At 60.3% G+C, this 17,369-nt stretch carries 17 protein-coding genes; 9 read left to right on the top strand and 8 right to left on the bottom strand.

From position 1 onward, the window contains the following. Positions 1-211: 211 nt before the first annotated feature. From ACRTG1_RS07325 to ACRTG1_RS07310, 4 genes are all read left to right on the top strand, one after another. Positions 212-1,510, top strand: a complete 1,299-nt coding sequence (locus ACRTG1_RS07325) for a nucleotide sugar dehydrogenase (protein ID WP_432515989.1) — start codon at positions 212-214, stop codon at positions 1,508-1,510. Positions 1,511-1,577: 67 nt separating this feature from the next. Then, on the top strand, positions 1,578-2,681 hold the full coding sequence (locus tag ACRTG1_RS07320; RefSeq protein WP_432515988.1) for a glycosyltransferase family 4 protein: 1,104 nt from the start codon (positions 1,578-1,580) through the stop codon (positions 2,679-2,681). 118 nt (positions 2,682-2,799) lie between these two features. Beyond that, complete coding sequence (locus ACRTG1_RS07315; protein ID WP_432515987.1) at positions 2,800-3,795, top strand: Gfo/Idh/MocA family protein; 996 nt, start codon at positions 2,800-2,802, stop codon at positions 3,793-3,795. Further along, positions 3,792-4,361, top strand: a complete 570-nt coding sequence (locus ACRTG1_RS07310) for an acyltransferase (protein WP_297558355.1) — start codon at positions 3,792-3,794, stop codon at positions 4,359-4,361. The genes ACRTG1_RS07315 and ACRTG1_RS07310 overlap by 4 nt, the downstream gene beginning before the upstream one ends. 15 nt (positions 4,362-4,376) lie before the next feature. Here ACRTG1_RS07310 and ACRTG1_RS07305 read toward each other — a convergent pair whose 3' ends face one another. Continuing rightward, complete coding sequence (locus ACRTG1_RS07305; RefSeq protein WP_432515986.1) at positions 4,377-5,633, bottom strand: glycosyltransferase family 4 protein; 1,257 nt, start codon at positions 5,631-5,633, stop codon at positions 4,377-4,379. Positions 5,634-5,910: 277 nt separating this feature from the next. On the opposite strand from ACRTG1_RS07305, the gene ACRTG1_RS07300 reads away from it, so the two are divergent. Further along, entirely contained in the window at positions 5,911-7,029 is a 1,119-nt protein-coding gene (locus ACRTG1_RS07300) for a DegT/DnrJ/EryC1/StrS family aminotransferase (protein WP_432515985.1), read from the top strand. A 196-nt stretch (positions 7,030-7,225) separates the two neighbouring features. Here ACRTG1_RS07300 and ACRTG1_RS07295 read toward each other — a convergent pair whose 3' ends face one another. The 4 genes from ACRTG1_RS07295 to ACRTG1_RS07280 all read right to left on the bottom strand — a co-directional run bounded on the left by ACRTG1_RS07295 (position 7,226) and on the right by ACRTG1_RS07280 (position 10,489). Beyond that, the gene (locus ACRTG1_RS07295) at positions 7,226-7,894 is read right to left on the bottom strand and encodes a helix-turn-helix domain-containing protein (RefSeq protein ID WP_113154379.1); all 669 of its coding nucleotides are present in this window, start codon (positions 7,892-7,894) and stop codon (positions 7,226-7,228) included. A 79-nt stretch (positions 7,895-7,973) separates the two neighbouring features. Then, positions 7,974-8,276, bottom strand: coding sequence for a hypothetical protein (locus tag ACRTG1_RS07290; RefSeq protein WP_222473822.1), 303 nt, complete (start codon positions 8,274-8,276; stop codon positions 7,974-7,976). 178 nt (positions 8,277-8,454) lie between these two features. Next, positions 8,455-9,072 carry a response regulator FixJ gene (gene fixJ, locus ACRTG1_RS07285; protein ID WP_432515984.1) on the bottom strand — a complete coding sequence of 206 codons (618 nt, stop codon included), beginning with the start codon at positions 9,070-9,072 and terminating at the stop codon, positions 8,455-8,457. Next, positions 9,065-10,489, bottom strand: coding sequence for a PAS domain-containing sensor histidine kinase (locus ACRTG1_RS07280; RefSeq protein ID WP_390881194.1), 1,425 nt, complete (start codon positions 10,487-10,489; stop codon positions 9,065-9,067). The genes fixJ and ACRTG1_RS07280 overlap by 8 nt, the downstream gene beginning before the upstream one ends. A 216-nt stretch (positions 10,490-10,705) precedes the next feature. Between ACRTG1_RS07280 and ACRTG1_RS07275 the strand changes: the two genes are divergently transcribed. Then, complete coding sequence (locus tag ACRTG1_RS07275; protein ID WP_206544758.1) at positions 10,706-11,023, top strand: DUF6455 family protein; 318 nt, start codon at positions 10,706-10,708, stop codon at positions 11,021-11,023. Here the strand turns inward: ACRTG1_RS07275 and ACRTG1_RS07270 are convergent. Beyond that, positions 10,984-12,162, bottom strand: coding sequence for an NnrS family protein (locus tag ACRTG1_RS07270; protein WP_299938995.1), 1,179 nt, complete (start codon positions 12,160-12,162; stop codon positions 10,984-10,986). The genes ACRTG1_RS07275 and ACRTG1_RS07270 overlap by 40 nt on opposite strands. Positions 12,163-12,411: 249 nt before the next feature. Between ACRTG1_RS07270 and ACRTG1_RS07265 the strand changes: the two genes are divergently transcribed. Beyond that, positions 12,412-13,113 (top strand): Crp/Fnr family transcriptional regulator, encoded by a 702-nt coding sequence (locus ACRTG1_RS07265; RefSeq protein ID WP_113154375.1) that lies wholly within the window; start codon positions 12,412-12,414, stop codon positions 13,111-13,113. 12 nt (positions 13,114-13,125) lie between these two features. On the opposite strand, the gene ACRTG1_RS07260 is transcribed toward ACRTG1_RS07265, so the two are convergent. Next, on the bottom strand, positions 13,126-13,335 hold the full coding sequence (locus ACRTG1_RS07260) for a DUF1858 domain-containing protein (RefSeq protein ID WP_432515983.1): 210 nt from the start codon (positions 13,333-13,335) through the stop codon (positions 13,126-13,128). Between the two features lie 120 nt (positions 13,336-13,455). Continuing rightward, positions 13,456-14,820, bottom strand: a complete 1,365-nt coding sequence (gene hemN, locus ACRTG1_RS07255) for an oxygen-independent coproporphyrinogen III oxidase (RefSeq protein ID WP_206554367.1) — start codon at positions 14,818-14,820, stop codon at positions 13,456-13,458. 158 nt (positions 14,821-14,978) lie between these two features. On the opposite strand from hemN, the gene ccoN reads away from it, so the two are divergent. Together ccoN and ccoO are read left to right on the top strand one after the other, a co-directional pair. After that, positions 14,979-16,619, top strand: coding sequence for a cytochrome-c oxidase, cbb3-type subunit I (ccoN, locus tag ACRTG1_RS07250; protein ID WP_113154373.1), 1,641 nt, complete (start codon positions 14,979-14,981; stop codon positions 16,617-16,619). A 12-nt stretch (positions 16,620-16,631) separates the two neighbouring features. Further along, positions 16,632-17,363 carry a cytochrome-c oxidase, cbb3-type subunit II gene (gene ccoO / locus ACRTG1_RS07245; protein WP_113154372.1) on the top strand — a complete coding sequence of 244 codons (732 nt, stop codon included), beginning with the start codon at positions 16,632-16,634 and terminating at the stop codon, positions 17,361-17,363. The last annotated feature ends 6 nt before the right edge of the window (positions 17,364-17,369 follow it).

Genomic DNA, 17,369 nt, shown 5'->3' with positions numbered 1-17,369 from the left:
AAGCCCAATCACGGAGCGCAATTCACATCGCAACACAGCTTCGACACAATAGACTGTTACTTCTCCGCGTGACAAAGAGCTCCTTCCGGACTGAAACAGGGAACGCCTGTTTCACGACCTTCACTCCTTTTCACATCACCCCCACCTCTTGAAACGCGTTGCAATCTAAAGTTAAACCGTCCGCGACGATTCACCCATCAGGGAAATACCTATGAACCTCCTTGAAAAACTGCGATCCAAGTCCGCACGCATCGGCATCATCGGACTGGGATATGTCGGCATTCCACTCGCAGTACGCTTCAGCGAAATTGGCTTCGGGGTACTCGGCTTCGACATCGATCAGGAACGTGTCTCAACGCTGAACGCTGGCAAGAGTCCGATCGAGCACATCGCTTCCAGCGACATTACGCAGATGGTGGCGAACAAGTTCGAGGCCACGACAGATTTCTCGCGCATTGGCGAGGCCGACGCGATCATCATCTGTGTCCCCACTCCGCTCAGCAAACATCGCGAGCCCGATCTCTCGTTCATCACCGGGACGATGGAGACAATCGCTCCTTATATCCGCAGCGGGCAGGTCATTTCGCTTGAAAGCACAACGTGGCCCGGAACTACGGAAGAGGTTCTGAAGCCGTACCTGACAAAACGCGACTTCCAGGTCGGCACAGACATTTACCTTGTCTACTCGCCCGAGCGCGAAGATCCCGGCAACCCGAACTTCACGACACGCACCATTCCCAAGGTTGTGGGCGGCACGACGCCGCAGTGTATGGAAGTGGGACTTGAGCTTTACGGACATGCAGTTGATCGCGTTGTACCGGTAACCTCGACGCAGGCCGCAGAGCTAGTGAAGCTGCTGGAGAACATTCACCGCGCCGTGAACATCGGTCTGGTCAACGAGATGAAGACCATCGCCGACAGAATGTCCATCGACATCTATGAAGTCATCGATGCGGCGGCCACGAAGCCGTTCGGCTTTACGCCCTACTATCCCGGCCCGGGCCTCGGCGGCCACTGCATCCCGATTGACCCTTTCTATCTGACCTGGAAAGCGCGTGAATTTGGTCTCAACACGCATTTCATCGAGCTTGCAGGCGACACCAACCGCAACATGCCCGCCTGGGTCGTCGGAAAGGTCGCAAACACGCTGAACGACCGGCAGAAGGCACTCAACGGCGCACGCATTCTGGCGCTTGGCATTGCCTATAAGAAAGACGTTGATGATGTGCGTGAATCCCCGTCCATCATGGTCATGGAGCTGCTGCGCGACAAGGGAGCGCTCGTGGACTACTCTGACCCGCATGCTCCGACATTCCCGAAGATGCGCGAGCACCACTTCGACCTCTCTTCGGTGGAGCTTTCTCCCGAAACGCTGGCATCCTATGACTGTGTCGTCCTGCTGACCGACCATTCGGAATTCGATTACGAGATGATTCTGAAGCACGCTCCTGTTATCGTCGACACAAGGGGCAAATATCGAGGCAGTCACGACAGCGTGGTCAAGGCCTGATCAGGTCGGATCACGGGCGGGCAAACCGGAAAGCCGGCTCGTTCATCGGGCCGGCAGAGACCAAACGATGAAAATCGCACATCTTACGTCTGTCCACCCGCGCCGTGATACGCGTATCTTCTGGAAACAATGCAAGAGCTTGGCAGCCCACGGCCATGATGTATCGCTGGTCGTGGCCGATGGGTTGGGACCAGAAGTCCATGGCGACATTCGCATCCACGATGTCGGCGCGTCTTCCGGCCGTGTCAGCCGTGTTCTCGGTTCCGCCCGACAGGTCATCAGACGCGCTTCAGAACTCGACTGCGATGTCTACCACCTGCATGACCCTGAGCTGCTGCCCTTCTCTCTCGGACTCCGGCGCAGAGGCAAGGTCGTCTACGACGCTCACGAGGACCTTCCTGACCAGATCCTCGACAAGCCCTACATAAACAGCAGTTTGCGCAAGCCGCTCGCGGCGGCGACGCGTGTCACACTCGAGCTTCTGTGTCGCAGAATGAATGGCGTGATCGCGGCGACCCCGCACATCGCCGGAAAACTGAAGAATGCGGGGATAGAGGCCGTAGACGTCAACAATTTCCCGATCATCGAAGAATTCAGGGGGCCGGACGGTGATGCAGCACAGAATGCCGCGATCTCCTATGTCGGCAGCATCAGCAGAACCCGTGGCACCATCGAAATTGTCCGAGCCTTCGAGCTGACAGGATCCGCAGCGGTCCTGAACATCGCGGGACATTTCCCCGACGACATTCGCTCCGAAGCGGCCGGGCTCCCGGGATGGGAGCGCGTCAACCTGTTGGGCTTTCTCGATCGCTGCGAAATCGAGAGCCTGCTGGCCAGATCTCTTGCAGGTCTCGTCACGCTGCACCCCACGCCAAGCTACCAGCGCTCATTGCCGGTCAAGATGTTTGAATATATGGCCGCTGGGATACCGGTCATTGCATCGAATTTCCCTCTTTGGCGCGAGATCATGGATGCGAACGATTGCGGGATTTGCGTCGACCCGCTTTCCCCCGATCAGATCGCCGGCGCCATCGACAGACTGGCAGGCGCCCCGGATGAGGCACGCCGCCTTGGCGCCAACGGCCGCAAGGCCGTGGAAGAACTCTACAATTGGAAAAGGGAAGAGAAAAAGCTGCTCGGTCTCTACGAAACCCTCAATGGGTGCGCGTAAACCGGGCTGCACAGGATGGGTTGTTGAGCTATAGCTTCCAATCATAGCAGCGCAATCACGCCGCGCTTTTTTTTACAAATGGCAACGGCCTTTTCACTCAGGACTTACAGGAGATTTCATGCCATCGATCGCCCACGTAGGCTACGGTTACTGGGGCAAGAACATTGCCCGCAACCTGGCCGAACTTGGCCACCTCAAGGCCGTGGTAGACCCCAATCCCGCAGCAGCGGAGAAGGCTGCCGAGGCGCTTGGCGTGACGGCCGCTTCACTGGATGAGGTTCTTGCCGCACCGGACATCGACGGGGTTTCCATCGCCTCGCCTGCGGAGATGCATTTTGCCCATGCCGCTGCGGCGCTGAAGGCTGGCAAACACGTATTCGTGGAAAAGCCGCTCGCTCTTAAAACGGCTGATGCGGAGAAACTCTGCGCTCTGGCTGAAGAGAAAGAGCGCATCCTGATGGTCGGGCACCTTCTGCAGTACCATCCGATCTATGTGAAGCTGCGCGAAATGGTGGAGAAAGGCGAACTCGGTCGCGTGCTCTACGCCTATTCCAACCGCATGTCTCTGGGCAAATTCCGTACGGAAGAGAATGTGCTCTGGTCCTTTGCGCCACACGATCTCTCGATGCTTCTTGGCCTTTTCGATGAAGAACCATCTCATGTATCGGCACAGGGCAATGTGTCATTCACCGAGGGCGTCGCCGATATGGTGACGGCACAGATGCACTTTCCCGGCGGTGGAAGCGCACATGTGCAGACCTGCTGGATGCATCCGTTCAAGGAACAGCGCCTGACCGTCATCGGCGAAAAAGCCATGCTCGTGTTCGAAGACAGTCATCCGGTTTGGGAAGAAAAACTCAGGCTCTACCGGCACGGTTTTGACAGGAGCGGGTCAGTGCCTGTTCCGGAAAAAGCCGAGGTCGAATATGTGCAGGTCGATCGCGCCGAACCGCTGAAGAACGAGTGTCAGCACTTCGCGGACTGCATCGCAAACAACGCCACTCCAACCACGGATGGCGAAGAAGGACTGCGTGTGCTGCGGGTTCTGGCAAAGGCCGAAGCAGCACTTCAGGAAAACCTGGCACACCAGAAGTTTGTAGGTTCAGAGCAATGAGCAAGGAAGCATTTGTACATGAAAGCTCCTATGTCGACGACGGCGTTTCGCTCGGCGAAGGAACCAAGATCTGGCATTTCAGCCACATTCTCTCAGGAACCCGTATCGGGGAATCCTGCTCAATCGGCCAGAATGTGATGATCGGACCCGACGTCTCGGTCGGCGACAATTGCAAGATCCAGAACAACGTCTCGCTCTACAAGGGCATCCATCTCGAGGACGATGTTTTTTGTGGTCCGTCCTGCGTCTTCACGAACGTGATCAATCCGCGCGCATCGGTTGAGCGAAAAGATGAATTTCGCGCAACAATCGTAAAGCGTGGCGCAACCATCGGCGCAAATGCCACCATCGTCTGTGGCAACGAGCTGGGCGAATACTGCCTTGTGGCGGCAGGAGCCGTTGTCACGAAATCCGTTCAGCCACATGCGCTTGTTGCCGGTGTGCCGGCGCGCCGTATCGGTTGGGTTTCGCGCTCGGGAGAAATTCTCGACGATACGCTGACCTGCCCGAGAACGGGTGAGCGCTACATGGTCAACGATGAGGGCAACCTCATCATGGCCCCCTGAGCAAACCAGCTCAGACTACCGCGTGCTCCTGTCGGCGCCCTGGATTGCTTCAAGGTAGTTCCGGGCGATCCGGCCATAGTCATGCACCTCGGCGGCATAGGCACGGCCTCGCTGTCCGATCTCCGCCCGTTCTTCTGCGGTCGCAGTCTCAAGCGACATGATGGAACGGGCGATATCGGACGGTTGGTCGCTCCCCGTTACAATCCCGCATCCTGCTTCCGACACCGGGTCATGAGAGGCTTTCAAAGGCAGGATTATCGGCAGGCCTGCCTGCATGAAATCCATGATCTTGTTGAAGCTGATCCCGTATCGATAAACGCCCGGAATGTTCCGTGCGCCTGCATACCCGACGTCGGAATTCTGTATCAGCCACATGGCCTCGTGATACGGCACCGTCGGGAAGAATGCGACGTTGCTCAGCTGCAGATCATCGGACTGTCGCTTGAGCGCCTCTGTGGCCCCGCCCTCACCGACAAGCAGAACGCCAATTTTCCCGGCATTTCCATCCCCATTCAAGACGGATACCGCATTCAGCAGACGGTCTAGCGCGTTTGGAATGCCCTGCGCGCCGGGATGAATCAGGATGAGACGCCCCTCCTTCCGCCAGGTTTCCAACTGCGCACGCGCAGCCACACCTGAAACACTGGACGGCGCTTTCGCCTCGCCGGCTCCGGGGTTGGCTCCATTCGGCACGTAAACACAGGGCGGTGGTTTTCGAACCACCTGCTTCACATGTTCGCGCGCGCCCGCCAGCAACGTCCCCACAAGGTCCGAGACCCTGTAGGCGAAACGCTCTGTCACGCCACACAACAGAACGAAGGGGTGCCAAGGGCTTGTTCCGTTGATTTCAACGACGGAGAGCGGCCAGAGATCCCGGATCTCGAAAACCAGCTTCGCCTTGTAACGGCGCGCCAGCCACCAACCAGGAAAGATTGCGAAGGGATGAGGTGATGATACGATCACAACATCCGGCGCAGCCAGGTCGGACCGTGCTCGAAGGCGGAAGGCCGAGACACAATAGTCCGCCATATTCAGAACGCGGCCTACACCATTCCCACTGTAGCGCCGCGCCCGCAGACCCACATATCTAACCCCATCAACTCTCTTGTCTGAAGGAAGAGGCTCTGGCGTTTCCAACTGGTGATGATATGCGGCCACGAAAACGGTTGTCTCGTGCCCTTCTTCGGCCCACGCCTTTGCCAGATGAAAGGCGCGCATGAACTTTCCAATACCGGGGCCGCCTGCATAGTGATTCAAGTACCAGAGTTTCATGCCAGGAAACCGACCTCTTCCGCGCAACCATCCACTGATACCGGCATCTTCTTCGCCTTTCCTGAAGGTTTGTGGGGCAACACTTCGGGAATCAATGGATCAGCCGTCTTTCCCTCTCGTTAGTCGATCTCTGCAAATAAGTCAGTGCTACCGCGAACGCGCGCTTGCTGGTGTCATATTCGCGGTCTAAACACGCACGCATCCGAACCACGCGCCTTCACCCAGCGTCGCTGCGGTGGGCAGACGTAAAACCCCGCTTTTGGAGACCTCACAGAGCATGTCCATAGCATTTATCGATCTTCCGGCACAGCAGGCCCGGATTCGTACACGCCTCGAAAGCGCTATCGCGCGCGTTCTGGATGAAGGTGCCTACATCATGGGCCCTCAGGTAAAAGAACTTGAGAGCCAGCTGGCCCAGTTCTCCGGCGCAAAACACTGCCTTTCCTGTGCCAACGGAACGGACGCCCTTCAGCTTGCCCTTATGGCGCTGAAGATTGGCCCCAACGATGCTGTGTTCGTGCCGTCTTTCACATTTGCTGCGACCGCTGAGGTGGTGCCCTATGTTAACGCGACGCCGGTGTTCGTCGACTGTCTTCCCGACACCTTCAACATGGACCCTGAAAGCCTGAAGCGTGCAATCCTCCACGCGCGCTCCGAAGGTCTCAGGCCAGCCTGCGTGATCCCCGTCGATCTGTTTGGCCTTCCCGCCGATTACGATGCAATCATGGCGATTGCCCGCGAAAACGACATGTACGTCATCGGCGACAGCGCGCAGGGTTTCGGCGGCATGTACAAGGGCCGGATGACCGGTTCGATCGCCGACGTCACCACCACGTCCTTCTTCCCGGCAAAACCGCTCGGATGTTACGGAGACGGCGGCGCAGTCTTCACCGACAATGATGAAGTCGCATCCCTGATCGAGTCGTACCGCGTCCACGGCAAGGGATCGCACAAATACGACAATGAGCGCATCGGCTTGAACAGCCGTCTGGACACCATTCAGGCAGCCATCCTGATTGAGAAGCTTGCTCTCTACGCAGAAGAGATCGAGAAGCGTCAGGTGGTAGCGAAGACCTATAATGAAGCCCTGTCCGCACACTACGCGGTTCCGGTCGTTCCGGAAGGCCTCGTCAGCGTCTGGGCCCAGTACACATTGCTTCTGGCGTCCGAGGCTGACCGGGCTCCGCTGCAGGCGCGTGCAAAGGAAGCGGGTGTCCCCACCGCGGTCTACTACCCGCTGCCTCTGCACCAGCAGACGGCATATAGCGCGTTCCCGCAGGACCCGGCTGGCCTGAAAGTGAGTGAAGACGTAGCAAAGCGCGTGCTCAGCCTGCCCATGCACCCCTATCTGGAGCGGGACACGCAGGAACACATCATCTCGGCAATTACCCCGTAATTGCCGGGCTTCTGCCTCGTCGTTTCGAACGAAACGGAGCCAGCTGCAAGTTTGTTCAACTGGTGAGACTTGAAGAGAAAATGCAAAAGCTGCGCGTCGAAAGGCGCGCAGCTTTTTGCCTAAAGCGCAGTGAACTTTTTGCAGCCCCCGCATAACTAATCAGAATTGGGTTTCCAGAATTCCAGGCCCCGCCGCCTCAGGCGCACATGGCCCTGAGGGCGGCTTCGTCGACCACTTCCACCGTGCGCGTGTTGGCCAGGCGGACGAGGCCCTTGCTCTTGAACTTCGAGAAAGTGCGCGAAACCGTTTCGATGGTCAGGCCCAGATAATCGCCAATATCGGTGCGTGACATGGGAAGCTGCACCTCGCGGGCATTGTCCTGACGCTCCATCATGTCGAGAAGGAAGGCGGCGACGCGTTCGGCGGCGTTCTGCCGGCCAATCACCAGAAGATGCTCCTGCGCACGAACGAGCGCACCCAGAGCGGCGTCCAGCGTCTGGCGCCAGTTGCCTTCATTGGCAGGCTGACGGAACACGCGAATGCCAGCCGGGCCAACGGCTTCAGCAAAGAAATGATGATGGCCGTCGGCTTCGAAACCGAACACTTCGCCCGCCACATGGAAGGCGCTGATCTGACGGCGACCGTCCGACAGGAGGCGATAGAGGCGAACCGCACCGAACTCGACCTGATAGAGCGCATTGGCGCGCTCGCCCTGCGCATAGACCTCTTCATTGGCCTCGAAGAAGGCAATCTGGTGCGGCTGGTCGGGAGAAAACGACGCAGGCGCCGGGCGCGCCTCGGCAAGACGCTGATGCCCCCGGAAAGGAGCTGTCGGTGCGTGTGCGGTTGCGGCCTGTGCAAACATGGGTGCCTCCGTCGTTTGGATGCTCCATTACTGCCGCAATGCCCGCACGCGCGAAATTCGGTTTTGTCCCTACGGGATTCTACGTAGCGCCTCTCAGATCGCGATGCCGGGCCTGCTCCAGAAGGTCGTGAACCGCGTTGACGACGGCGCTCCCAAGGAGCGGTTTTTCTATGGTTCTTATGTGCCCGGCCTGCGGCATCTCATCCAGCGTATCGGCCAGAAGAACGAGTGGCCCGGCCCCGCCAAGCAGCCGTTCAAGCGGCACCTTCATGTCGGCAAGGACTTCATGATCCACAATCGTGCAGGCAGCCGTGCGGCGCAGCCGTTCAACCTCTTCCAGATTGCGCGGCACGACAACGTCGTACCCCTCCGATTCAAGCATGAATCGCAGTGACAATCGAAAGGCTGAATCGGGCGCCACCACGAGAATCATTGCATGCACATCCCGGCATCTCCTCACTGCCGGGCAACGCAAATCAGTCACCGCGGCAGTGTACAATCTCTGCCGTCGGTCGCCATCGTGCTTTGCGTTGGATCAAAACGCCCAGTGAAAGGCGAAATCAGTCGACCGGATCACCGGCCTGCAGGACCATGCGAACCAGTTCCGGCAGGTTTCTGGCCTGCATCTTGGACATCACATTGGCCCGGTGAACCTCGACCGTGCGCGGGGAAATATCGAGTTCAAAGGCGATCGTCTTGTTGGGCATGCCCGCCACGATCCGGCGCATCACCTGCTGTTCGCGCTCCGAAAGCTGCTCCACCCGTCCCCGCACCAGCGCCGCATCGGCGGCGGCGGGCGGCCGCTTGTCGAGTTCGCAGATCGCGCGGGAAAGCGCCTCCATGAGCGTGTCGTCGGAGAACGGCTTTTCGATGAAGTCCAGCGCGCCCGCCTTCATCGCCTCGACCGCCATCGGCACGTCGCCATGGCCGGTGATGACGATGGCCGGCAGCATGGCGCCGTGCTCGTTCAGCCGCTGCAGAAGCTCGACGCCGCTCATGTCTGGCATTCTCAGATCGGTGATCAGGCAGGCACTCTGCAGCCCGGGCGCAACCTTGAGAAAGGCCGTTGCCGATTCATGCACCCGCGCCACATGCCCGGACATGGTGAGCAGAAAAGCCAGCGATTTGCGCACCGGCTCTTCATCATCAACGATATGGATCACCACATCATCAGGCATTCTGCAATTCCTGCTCTTCCATTGCGGGCAGCGTGAAACGGAATGTCGTCCCCTCGCCCGAACTCACGATCAGTTTCAACATGCCGCCATGGGCCTCGGCAATCCGCTTTGAGATCGCAAGCCCCACGCCCATGCCGCCCCTCTTGGATGAGACAAACGGCTTGAAAAGGTTCTCGGCGATCTCCTCGGGAACTCCCGTTCCCGTATCGGACACGTCAATGTCTATGGCATCGCCTTCCTCGTTGAAAGCCACGGTCACCTTGAGCTCGCGACCGTCACTCTCGCGCATCGCCTCCATGGCATTGCGCATGAGATTGATCAAGATCTGCTGTATCTGCACCCGGTCCACGAAAACCCTGCCAAGCCCGGCTTCGAACTCGAAGACGGTGTGCACGCCGAGCTCGCGTGAGCCCATCAGGGCGAGTGCGGCGGCCTCCTCGACCAGTTTTTGCAGGTCTTCCGGGTGCTTCTCGCTCTCACCACGCGAGACGAATTCACGCAGATGACGGATGATCTGTCCGGCATGAAGCGACTGCCGCGCCGTCTCTTCCAGCGCATCGCGCATGCGCTCGGCCACGGGGTCATCCAGATCGTTCAGGAGCCGCTTGCAGCCCTGCACATAGTTGGAGACGGCCGAAAGCGGCTGATTGAGTTCATGCGCCAGGGTCGAGGCCATTTCCCCCAGCTCGTTGAGGCGGGCAAGACGCGCCAGTTCCGCCTGCACCTCTTCCATCTGCGCTTCGGTTTCCGCACGCTCGGTCAGGTCACGGATGAAACCGGTGAAGAAGGTGCGCCCGCCACTCTTCATCTCGCCAACAGCGAGCTTCATGGGAAAGGTGGAGCCATCCTTGCGCTGACCGACGACCACGCGGTCGATGCCGATGATGCGGCGTTCACCCGTGGTCTTGTAGCGCTCGATATAGCCGTCATGCTGCCCGCGATAGGGCTCGGGCATCAGCATCTTCACATTGTTGCCGCGCGCCTCGTCTTCCGTATAGCCGAACTGGCGCACTGCAGCGCGGTTGAACGACACCATCGTTCCCTTGTGGTCGATGACCACGGTGGCGTCTGGAACCGTGTCGAGAATGGAGTTCAGATGCGCGTCGCGCGCCGCAAGCTGCTGGCGCACCAGCTTTCCCGCATCTTCGGCGTTGAAATAGGCAGCGCCCACATGGGCGATAAGGATAAGAAAGGCGATGAGCGCGGCAAACACGGGAAGCGAGAGCGGCAGCGTGTCCACGACGCCGACCAGCGCCACGGCTCCGGCAACCAGCGCCACTGCGACAATTCCGGCAACACGCCCGCCAAGGATCGCGGCGTAAAGCGCCGTGAGCGATGCAAGGAAGATGATCCAGATGCCGCTGAACGCCGGCCCCATCCACAGGCGGGCGGCCAGAAGGATCAGACTGCCGCCCATGGCAACGACATAGCCCGGCACCCCGGTGCGGCGCGCCGGTTCAGCAATATCGAAATCGTGACCCAAGATTGCCCCTTCCGCAACGGGTTCGTTTGTGGTGCGCATTATTTCCGCACGTGCGTGTCACTGCAAGCCTCGGCCATGGCACAATTGCCAACTGTTTGATCCAGCGCAAAGCGCACTGTATCGTAACGGGTGATAGTCTCCGATTAATGTTTGGAGTCGGAAATGAAACGCTTGTCCCAGAAAATTGAAACGCATGCCAAATTGATGGGCAAGATGATGGACCGCTGCGATGTGGATTTGCAGCGGCTCGCTGCCGATCGCCTTGGCCTGACGCTCGCCTCGGCCGTTCGCACCTGCGCCCGCTGCCGCAATGCCGATTCCTGTCAGGGCTGGCTGGCGGCAACTGCCGGAGAAACAAAACGCCAGCCGCCGTCCTTCTGCCCGAACGCAGTTCTCTTCGATAAAATGACACGCCTTGAGGAAGAGCCTCAGGACGAACGCCTCGCCCTGAGCAGCGCCGGGCTGTAGAGCAGCGCAAACCCGAGAAACGCGATCATCCAGGCCGTTCCGGAAATGTGAACCCAGGCCAGTCCCGGCTCGAAAGCAGCCCAGACGCGCACGATTGCGGCCACGCAGACAGCACCGAAGATCACGCCTCCCGCCAGTCCGGCCTTCAGCATGCGCCCGGTGTGCCCCAGCGTCGCGCGCATCATGACCGCCAGCGTCATCGCGCCAATGGCGCCGCCGCCGAGCGCATGAAACCCGGCGGCCTGCGGCACGCTCTCGGGCAACAGCGCCGAGAGCGCCAGCAGCCCGAGACCGAAGGGCACGAAGGCATAGGCGATGTGCAGCATGAGCACCAGCGCGTCCCGCACGGTGCGCTCACCGGCCCAGCGCGTCAGGCGCACGGCCTGCGAGACTGCGGCGATTGCAAGCAGAACGCCCGTCAGCAGCGCCTCGGGCAGAAACACCCACAGGGTAAGCGCCGCCGTTGAAACGACGAGCGACGCGACGTCATATTGCCCGAACGGCACGGGCAGACGCCCGGGATTTTCGCGCACCAGCCAGTTGCGGGTGAAGCTCGGAATGATGCGCCCGCCGATGATCATGATCAGGACAATGGCCGCGCCAAGGCCAAGCCGGCGGCTCACATCGGAGATCCCGGCCGTCTGCACCTCGACATGAAACAGGATGTTGGCGAGCAGAAGAACCGCGAGCGGCATCAGCACCTTGAGATTGCGCCAGTTGCGGCCGGCAACGATTTCGCGCACAGCCGCCAGCGTCAGCGCCACGAGAAACGCATTGTCGATGATGGCGGCCTCCCACCATCCAAGCGATGCGGAATAATAGATGGCCACCCGCCCCGCGATCCACAGCGCGACCAGAACCGCGAGCGGCGTTCCCTGCACGGGCAGCCGCCCGGTCCAGTTGGGAATGGCCGTGAGCAGAAAGCCGGCGACGACAGCCGCCAGAAAGCCGAACAGCATCTCGTGCACATGCCAGTCGACCGGCAGGAAAAGGCTGCGCGTTTCAAGAAGCCCCATATAGATGGGCAACCAGGCGAGAATGGAGAGGCCCGAATAGGCTGCACCCAGAAGGAAGAAGGGTCGAAACCCATAGGACAACACCGCCGGCCCCTCATAGGCCCGCAATCTCGGTACAGCCATCGCCAACTCCTGAAAAGGTAGGGCCGGACGGATGCTTCCCCCATTCCGTCCGGCCGGCTGCTGCGTCGACGCTACCGGACTGGCCGGTGCGCACCGCCGCTGGTTGTCGCAGCAGCATCTCATGAAGAGCCGTTGGATATCCTTTTGGGTGGCTCTCTGAGTGTTTTTCTAGCGGCTTTCGCGCCGCGAGAATTTGCGCTAGCGCAAAGACGGTCTAAAAAAAGCGCGATTTTGAACGCGGAGTTGCAAATGCCGGGCCTCGACCCTTCGCTGATTGCCGATCTGCCGAGCTTTTCGGGGCTGGAGCGCCGGGAGCTGGAGACGCTTCTGGGCTATGCCCAGCCCCTGCGCTTTTCCGAAGGCGCGACAGTCTTCGCCCAGGGCGATGAAGCGGAATCGTTTTACGTCCTGCTCGATGGCCACATTCGCGTGGTTCGCTCAACGCCCGAGGGGCAACAGGTGATCGTGCGCTATATCAGCGTCGGCGAACTGTTCGGCATCGCAGCCGCCCTTGGCCGCAGCACCTATCCGGCGTCCGCAGTCGCCGCAGCAGAATGCGTGGCGCTCGCCTGGCCCAACGCGAAATGGGACGAACTGACCGCACGCTTCCCCTCGCTTGGCGCGAACACCTACAAGACCGTCGGCGGCCGTCTGCAGGACGCGCACACGCGCGTTGTCGAAATGTCGACCGAGCAGGTCGAGCAACGGGTGGCCCATGCTCTCCTGCGCCTCGTCAAGCAGACCGGACGCAAGACCGCCGAAGGGGTGGAGATCGATTTTCCGATCACCCGGCAGGACATCGCGGAGATGACCGGCGCGACGCTGCACACGGTCAGCCGCGTCCTTCAGGCATGGGAGAAGGACGGCATCGTTCGCGGTGGCCGCAAGCGTGTCGTGGTGATCAGCCCGCACCGCCTGCTCCTGAAAGCCGAGGCCCGCAAGGAGAGCTAGGGTCAGGACCCGTCAGCCCTCCGTGATTGCCAGTTCCAGCTCACGCGTGAACGCCTTTTCGTCGATGCCATGTTCCTGGCAGGCGTCGCTCACCGAATGAAACGCAGTGATCGGGCACCCCACGCACAGCATGTGATGGCGCAGCATCACCGCGACCGTGTCCGGCCAGTGCGCCATGATCTCCTCAAGCGTCATCCCGGCACGCAAATGCGTCTGTCGCATCGTCGCCTCCTCCAGACCGAAACATCCTCCACTCAGGCATTCAGCTCGATGGCTTCGACACGCAGGATAGAGGCCTTCGGGCCACGGTTCATTGCGCTGACGCAACAAGCCGCGCGTCGGTCACACGGCAGCAGAGTGGCGCGCGCCGCCACGCTTCAGATACTGGTCGAACAGCGCAGCCGTCGAACGCACCAGCGGCCGCGCCTCGTCGCGCAGGCTGAAGGTGCCGCCATCTTCCACCAGTCCGGCCTCTTCATCCGCCTGACGCGCCTCGCTCACGATCCGCCGCCCGCATTCGCCGAATAGCCGGATCGCCTCTTCGCCCGAAAAGGCGAAGTCGCACATGAGCCGCTCGATCACCCAGGCCCGCGCCTGATCCTCGTCGCTGAGCGCGATGCCCCGCGCCGTGGCCAGACCGCCTTCGCTGACGATGCGCTCGTAATTCGCAGTCGCCGGCGTGTTCTGCGCATAGCCCTGCGGCAGGCGCGACACCGATGAAGGCCCGAGCCCGATCAGCGTCCGGCAGGCATCTTCCGTATAGCCCTGAAAATTGCGGAACAGCCGCCCTTCCCGCGCAGCCACCGCCAGCGGATCATCCGGCTTTGCGAAATGATCGAGCCCGATCACCTCATATCCGGCCTCGCGGATGATGCGCGCCGTTTCCTGCTGCTGCGCAAAGCGCTCTTCCGGCCCCGGAAGAAACGCCTCGTCGATCATCGTCTGGTGCTTCTTGAACCAGGGCACATGCGCATAGCCGAAAAGCGCGATGCGATCCGGCGAAAGCGTCAGCGCCTGCCTGATCGTATCGGCCACGCTTTCAAGCGTCTGGTGCGGCAGGCCGTAGAGCAGGTCCAGATTGACCGAATGCACGCCGCGCGCGCGAACGCCATCCACAACGCCCCTGGTCTGTTCAAAGGTCTGCTCGCGATTGATGGCCGTCTGCACCTTCGGGTCGAAATCCTGCACGCCAAGGCTGGCGCGCGTCATGCCGATGGCCGCAAACGCGTCGAACCGCGCATCGTCCATATCGTTGGGATCGAGTTCGACACTGATCTCCGCATCATCGGCGAAGTTGAAGGCGTCTTTCAGCGCCGCGCCCAGCCGCAGCACGTCTTCGGGCCGGAGCATGGTGGGCGAGCCGCCGCCGAAATGGAGCGCGCGGATGCGCCCATTGCCATCCAGCACGTTTCCCACAGTCTTTATTTCACTAAGGAGCGCGTCCAGAAACGCCGCGACCGGCTCGTAACGGCGGGTCATTTTCGTGTGGCAGGCGCAGAACCAGCACAGCCGATCACAAAAAGGGATGTGTACATAGAGCGACACGTCGTCGCTGCTGCCCGTCTGTTGCAGCCATCCACGGAAGGTTTCTGCGCCGATTCCTGCATGGAAATGCGGGGCCGTCGGATAGCTCGTATAGCGCGGAACCGCTTCTGAATAACGGGTTGCCGGCACTGTCCCGGTGATCTGTTCGCCTGCGCGCTGCATGTTGACCATCCCTCATAATGAACGGAAACTGTTTTTCATGGCTGGGGGCGCGCAGCTTTGACGCAGATCAAGGCAGTTCGGTTCCCGTTAAGAGATGCGTTGAATGTGGGAATCGGGGAACGGATTCCCGCGAGCTTTTCTGGATTGGGGAAACAGCAATGAGATTTGGCACCGAGATCGTATTGGTCGGCCTGGCTGCTTTTGCAGCTCTGGCCGCTGCGGGTCTGGCGCAGGATTCAGCTTTTCAGGCCCATATGTGGGTTCTGTTCTTTGTCCTGCTGGGATCGGCGATCGTGTTGATGCGCAACACCAGCTTTGCGCCCGAGGGCGCGGCATCGATACCGCTCAAGGCCGACACCGACGGCTATATGGACGGTCCGATACGGTACGGCGTCATCGCAACGACATTCTGGGGCGTTGTCGGCTTTCTGGTTGGCGTCATCGTGGCGCTCCAGCTTGCCTACCCGGATTTGAACATCGAACCGTGGTTCAACTTCGGCCGCACCCGGCCGCTGCACACCTCGGCCGTTATCTTCGCCTTCGGCGGCAACGCGCTGATCGCCACCTCGTTCTACGTGGTGCAGCGTACGAGCCGGGCGCGCCTCTTTGGCGGCAACCTGGCCTGGTTCGTGTTCTGGGGCTATCAGCTCTTCATCGTCATGGCGGCAACCGGCTATCTTCTGGGCATCACCCAGAGCCGTGAATACGCCGAGCCGGAATGGTATGTGGACCTGTTCCTCACCATTGTCTGGGTGGCGTATTTCATCGTCTTCTTCGGCACGATCATGAGGCGCAAGGAGCCACATATCTATGTGGCCAACTGGTTCTACCTGTCCTTCATCGTGACCATCGCGATGCTGCACATCGTGAACAACCTTGCTGTTCCCGTTTCGCCCTTCGGTTCCAAGAGCTACTCGCTCTTTGCTGGTGTTCAGGACGCACTGACCCAGTGGTGGTACGGCCACAACGCGGTGGGCTTCTTCCTGACCGCCGGCTTCCTCGGCATGATGTACTACTTCATTCCGAAGCAGGCCGACCGTCCGGTTTACTCCTACCGTCTGTCGATCATTCACTTCTGGGCGCTGATCTTCCTGTACATCTGGGCCGGTCCGCACCACCTGCACTACACCGCCCTGCCCGACTGGGCGCAGACGCTGGGCATGGTCTTCTCGATCATGCTGTGGATGCCGTCCTGGGGTGGCATGATCAACGGTCTGATGACGCTTTCGGGCGCATGGGACAAGCTGCGCACCGACCCGATCATCCGCATGATGGTTCTGGCCGTTGCCTTCTACGGCATGTCCACCTTCGAAGGTCCGCTGATGTCCATCAAGGCCGTCAACTCGCTGTCGCACTACACTGACTGGACCATCGGTCACGTGCATTCCGGTGCGCTCGGCTGGGTCGGCATGATCACCTTCGGCGCACTCTACTATCTGGTTCCGAAGCTGTGGCACCGCGAGCGTCTCTACTCGCTGCGGCTCGTCACCTGGCACTTCTGGCTCGCCACCCTCGGCATCGTGGTCTATGCGGCCGTGATGTGGGTCTCCGGCATCCAGCAGGGTCTGATGTGGCGCGAGTACGACTCTCAGGGCTTCCTGGTCTACTCCTTCGCCGAAACCGTGGCTGCAATGCACCCCTACTACGTGCTGCGCGCACTTGGCGGCGTGCTCTTCCTGCTCGGTGGCATCGTCATGGCCTACAACCTGGCCATGACCATCCTCGGCCACCAGCGCGAGGAAGAGCCGATCGGCGGCACTGTCGTACAGCCCGCAGCCACCATTCAAAACGCCGGTTAAGGAGCCCACACGATGGCATTGCTGGACAAACACAAGATCATCGAAAAGAACGCCACACTGCTCCTGGTGGGATCGTTCCTCGTGGTTACCGTCGGCGGCATCGTCGAGATCGTGCCTCTCTTCTATCTTGAGAACACGATCGAGAAGGTGGAGGGCATGCGCCCTTACTCGCCGCTGGAGCTGGCCGGACGCAACATCTATGTCCGTGAAGGGTGCTACACCTGTCACAGCCAGATGATCCGTCCGTTCCGCGACGAGGTGGAGCGTTACGGCCATTACAGCCTGGCGGCGGAATCGATGTACGATCACTCCTTCCAGTGGGGATCGAAGCGCACGGGCCCGGATCTGGCCCGTGTGGGTGGCCGCTACTCCAACGAGTGGCACGTCGACCATCTGATCGAGCCGCGCTCCGTGGTGCCGGAATCGATCATGCCGAGCTACGCCTTCCTCAAGGACACCCCGCTCGAGATCAACGATTTCTCGACCGAGCTCATCGCCAATCAGCGCGTGGGTGTGCCCTACACGGAAGAAATGGTGCTCAACGCCAATGCGGACATTCGCGCCCAGGCTGATCCGAATGCGGATACGTCCGGGCTCGAAGAACGCTATCCCAAGGCCGTTCTGGGTGACTTCGACGGAAACCCCAACGCGCTGACGGAGATGGATGCGCTGATCGCCTATCTGCAGATGCTCGGCACGCTGGTTGATTTCTCAACCTACGACGAAACGGCCGGATATCGGTGAGGAGGA

Origin of the sequence: Nitratireductor sp. PBL-C9, assembly GCF_050877045.1 — a bacterium.
Lineage (GTDB): Bacteria > Pseudomonadota > Alphaproteobacteria > Rhizobiales > Rhizobiaceae > Nitratireductor > Nitratireductor aquimarinus.
The sequence above is the reverse complement of the archived record's forward strand: the minus strand, read 5'-3'. Positions and strand labels throughout refer to the sequence as shown.

What these genes read in the sequence shown, in the direction of transcription:
- ACRTG1_RS07325 (WP_432515989.1), top strand. Translation starts at nt 212, where the DNA reads ATGAACCTCCTTGAAAAACTGCGATCCAAGTCCGCACGCATCGGCATC.
- ACRTG1_RS07320 (WP_432515988.1), top strand. Translation starts at nt 1,578, where the DNA reads ATGAAAATCGCACATCTTACGTCTGTCCACCCGCGCCGTGATACGCGT.
- ACRTG1_RS07315 (WP_432515987.1), top strand. Translation starts at nt 2,800, where the DNA reads ATGCCATCGATCGCCCACGTAGGCTACGGTTACTGGGGCAAGAACATT.
- ACRTG1_RS07310 (WP_297558355.1), top strand. Translation starts at nt 3,792, where the DNA reads ATGAGCAAGGAAGCATTTGTACATGAAAGCTCCTATGTCGACGACGGC.
- ACRTG1_RS07305 (WP_432515986.1), bottom strand. Translation starts at nt 5,633, where the DNA reads ATGAAACTCTGGTACTTGAATCACTATGCAGGCGGCCCCGGTATTGGA.
- ACRTG1_RS07300 (WP_432515985.1), top strand. Translation starts at nt 5,911, where the DNA reads ATGTCCATAGCATTTATCGATCTTCCGGCACAGCAGGCCCGGATTCGT.
- ACRTG1_RS07295 (WP_113154379.1), bottom strand. Translation starts at nt 7,894, where the DNA reads ATGTTTGCACAGGCCGCAACCGCACACGCACCGACAGCTCCTTTCCGG.
- ACRTG1_RS07290 (WP_222473822.1), bottom strand. Translation starts at nt 8,276, where the DNA reads ATGCTTGAATCGGAGGGGTACGACGTTGTCGTGCCGCGCAATCTGGAA.
- fixJ (WP_432515984.1), bottom strand. Translation starts at nt 9,072, where the DNA reads ATGCCTGATGATGTGGTGATCCATATCGTTGATGATGAAGAGCCGGTG.
- ACRTG1_RS07280 (WP_390881194.1), bottom strand. Translation starts at nt 10,489, where the DNA reads ATGGGCGGCAGTCTGATCCTTCTGGCCGCCCGCCTGTGGATGGGGCCG.
- ACRTG1_RS07270 (WP_299938995.1), bottom strand. Translation starts at nt 12,162, where the DNA reads ATGGCTGTACCGAGATTGCGGGCCTATGAGGGGCCGGCGGTGTTGTCC.
- ACRTG1_RS07265 (WP_113154375.1), top strand. Translation starts at nt 12,412, where the DNA reads ATGCCGGGCCTCGACCCTTCGCTGATTGCCGATCTGCCGAGCTTTTCG.
- ACRTG1_RS07260 (WP_432515983.1), bottom strand. Translation starts at nt 13,335, where the DNA reads ATGCGACAGACGCATTTGCGTGCCGGGATGACGCTTGAGGAGATCATG.
- hemN (WP_206554367.1), bottom strand. Translation starts at nt 14,820, where the DNA reads ATGCAGCGCGCAGGCGAACAGATCACCGGGACAGTGCCGGCAACCCGT.
- ccoN (WP_113154373.1), top strand. Translation starts at nt 14,979, where the DNA reads ATGAGATTTGGCACCGAGATCGTATTGGTCGGCCTGGCTGCTTTTGCA.
- ccoO (WP_113154372.1), top strand. Translation starts at nt 16,632, where the DNA reads ATGGCATTGCTGGACAAACACAAGATCATCGAAAAGAACGCCACACTG.